The organism is Skermanella sp. (assembly GCF_059503625.1).
On the sequence record NZ_JCACHA010000212.1, the window covers coordinates 1 to 3,319 of the forward strand.

Annotated in this window: 2 protein-coding genes; both read right to left on the minus strand. The window is 62.5% G+C overall.

The window, feature by feature from the left end:
• Positions 1 to 545: carbonic anhydrase (locus AC5JJ6_RS05305; protein WP_496041043.1), on the minus strand; the 545-nt coding region annotated here is incomplete at its 3' end.
• 1,217 nt (positions 546 to 1,762) lie between these two features.
• Positions 1,763 to 3,046: an IS701 family transposase gene (locus tag AC5JJ6_RS05310; protein ID WP_496041044.1), complete on the minus strand. Its 1,284-nt coding sequence runs from the start codon at positions 3,044 to 3,046 to the stop codon at positions 1,763 to 1,765.
• Between the last annotated feature and the right edge of the window lie 273 nt (positions 3,047 to 3,319).

The window sequence follows — 3,319 nt, forward strand, 5'->3', positions numbered from 1 at the left end:
ACACTCTGCTTGGCCTTGAGGGTGGCCGGGATAATCGGCTCGACCATGTGACCGATCCGGCCGGGGAAAGTAACGCTGCGTTCGACCACCTCAAGCGAGGCAGCTACCGCGCCACAGCGCTCGTGGCCCAGGACGAGAATCAACGGCACGCCAAGCTCTGCCACGGCGTACTCGATACTGCCCTGCGCTGTGAGATCAACCGTGTTGCCGGCATTGCGGATGATGAACAGCTCCCCAAGACCCCGCCCGAACAGGATCTCAGGCGAGACACGCGAGTCTGAGCAGCCAACCAGGACGGCAATGGGCGCTTGCGCCCTGGCGATTTCGAGCCGGCGCGCCCCGTCGTGCCTGGCTGTCGATGAGTGGTCAGCCACAAAGCGCTCGTTGCCTTCCTTAAGAAGGGCCAGCACCTGGTCCGGCGTCAGTTCGGTGCGATTGCCAGTGGCCGCGAACGCGTGGGGCATACCCAGCCCCACGGCTAGACCCGCGACGCCGCAGCAGGCGTGGCGCAGGAGATCCCGCCGGTCGATGGAATGTGGCTTCATGGCATGTTCCTCCCTATTCAGCTGCCCCTGTTCAGTAGCCAAGAGGCGAAAGTTCAACAGGTGATAAACCGTAAGGGTGCGGCGTATGGCTCTGTCGTTAGGTGCCGCAGTAGAAAATTCGCAAAAAGCGGAAGCGATCACCCCAGCTTCGGAGCGCCGCGTTGTTGGATGCGATCCGGCAAGTGAACAGTTCGATGGGCTATAATGCCGAGGCGATCACCGAGGTAGGGCTCAGATGGAGATCGCGTTCTTCTGGCAGGTCTTAGGAAGGCATTCCGGCATCGTCGACCGTCCTCACTGCGAGTGCCGCCGCTGATCTTGCGGATGGATACTGGGTTCTGAACATCTACTCCGAGCTTTGGCATTGGTGTTGAGCAGGATGCCGATCCGGGTGTCGCTGATCACGATTTAAGGACTTCCACCTGCTGTACTCACTGCGCAACACTTTCCTGAGGCTGTGGATCGGCGTCCAAGCTCGGGTCACGAGCTAGAGCGGCTCAAACTGTTGATTTTCTTAGAAAATAGAGATTTCAGGATGGCCCTCCATCGGCGCCGATAGAAGGTCACCTCATGAAGCGAATTTGCAAGATCAATCAACGTGTTAGACGTAGTACGGTCATGGCCCAAGCTTGGACGCCGATCCACACTGTCACTTCAGGAGCGGTCCGTCGTGCATCCTGCAGTCGCCAGCCGTCGCTGTTCCGCTGTGGGTTCGGCTGATGCAGTCCTGGTGGATGAATGGAATAATGAGAGGGAGGGGGGTGACGACCTTCCTGGCGCACCGGAGCTCCCAGGGGCATAGCCGAAGCCGATACGGGAGCAACCGCCGGGTCGGCTCTGCGGGAAGTTGCGCACGGTCTCGGAGTTGACGCTGATCCCGTTTCCCGTCCCACCCAGCGGACTGGCTTGCCAGCCGGTAAGCTATCCGAGGAATGCCGGATTGGCGGAGCAGGCGGATATGGTGCCGAAAGGTTTTCCGGGGAGCGCAAGCCGGGGGACGGCCCCAAGTCGGAAGCGGGAACGGATGGACCGGTACGCTGAACTGGCGCTGGGTGCATAGCGATCTGTGTCGTGGTCTGCTGCGGTACCCGACGCTGCTCTCTTGAAGAAGGATTACTGGAGTTTCTAGTCCGACCGCATGGGGTGTTCATCGGCGGGTGCCTAATCGCGCCGTTAGCGGCCGTTGAAGTCTTGGAGAAGGTGAATTTGCGCTGCGCTCAGGCAGCCATGGCGTTTACCGGAGGAGCAGTGGAACGTACAGGTCCCGATTTCCGACAGGTTTCGGGCAACAGGCGGAAAGCCTCGAAATAGCGGAAACGGTTGGCGAGCGCCTCCTTGACCAGTCCGGGTGTCAGCGTTGCCGCCGGTCGCCAGCCACCGAGACGGATCAGGGCGAGGGTCTGCGGCTCGGCCCTTGCGGTCAGCAGGACCAGCAGGGTGCGGGCGATCTGGACGAGGTGGAGCCAGCGCAGCAAGGTGGTGCGACCGCGCTGCCACATGGCCCCTAAGCCATCGACTATTTTAAGATCCCGGAACAGGGACTCGATGCTCCACCTGTTGGAATACGCCTCGACGATGGCCGGGGCGGACAGCGTGGGATCGGTGGACAGCAGCAGGCGCACTTTGGTCCAGCCGGAGCCCTTCGCCAACTCGCACCAGACCACCCGGACGATGACACCCTTGAGGAAGCGCGGGCGACACACGGCATGGCGAAGCCGGGCCAACCGGCCGCCATAGCCAGCAATGGTGTGGACCGTGGCGGGCAGTGCTGCAACCGCATCGGCATCAAGGCGCGCGCCATAGAGCCTCGAACGACCACGCCTTCCGGGCTGGCGCGGTGGGGGCAGCGCGAACAGGGCGGTATCGCGCCGAACCTGGCCGATGACCTCATGGCCGAGGCGCAGGGCGGTGCGGATCAGCGAGCCGCGCATGTACCAGGCGTCGAGCAGCAGGCAGACCGGACCGAGAGCGCCGACTGCGCGGAGCAGTCCCTTGGCCATGGCGATCTTGCCGGCATTGCCGGCACTGCGGCACAGGCCGGTGACCAGCGGCACCGAGCGCGGCCGATCCCGGCACGGCACTACGGCGGACAGCGTGACGAAGCACTGGCACAGCAGGAACGCCGGGCGATTGGCCTTGGCCGCGTGGTCGAAGCGGACTGCAACACCGGGCGCCTGGGCCGAACACCGGGGTGCCAGCGTGTCGTCAATCACGACAAAGCACCGCCGCACTCCGATCTCCTGCCGGACGATCCGGCACAGCGCCGATATCAGACCGAGCAGCCGGAACCGGCCGCGTTCGAGCATCCAGTGGTAAGCCTGCCAACCCAGCCGCGGCGTCAGCGCCAGGATCGCCTGCGTGACGTGGCCGCCCGACGCCAGCAGAGCGCCGACGATCAGTTCCAAAAGCGTCAGCCGCGCCGCCTCTGGGCTGGACTGCACGATCTCGCCGATCCATCGGCAAAGGGTCGTCGGGAAGCCGGTGTCGTGATGCGGTTCCATGGCGTCTGCGGGCGTTTGGTTGCATACCCGCTACATGGCGACCTGCCGCCCGGCGACACCCTCGTCAGAAACCCTCATCGATCTTCAAAATCAACCGGACTAGAAACTCCAGTCAATCTTGAGTATTAGTGGAAATTATCTCTTGTATCAACATGTGCCGAGCCTATCTTTAACCGCAGCGAAGATCGTCTTGCACGCATCGGCGAATTGACCGAACACTGGGCCTGCATCGTCCGTTTCGGCTTTCCAATTGACGATCAGAGCGAAATACAC

Bases quoted from the DNA above. Each gene is read 5' to 3' on its own strand.
- AC5JJ6_RS05310 (WP_496041044.1), bottom strand. From the start codon at position 3,046: ATGGAACCGCATCACGACACCGGCTTCCCGACGACCCTTTGCCGATGG.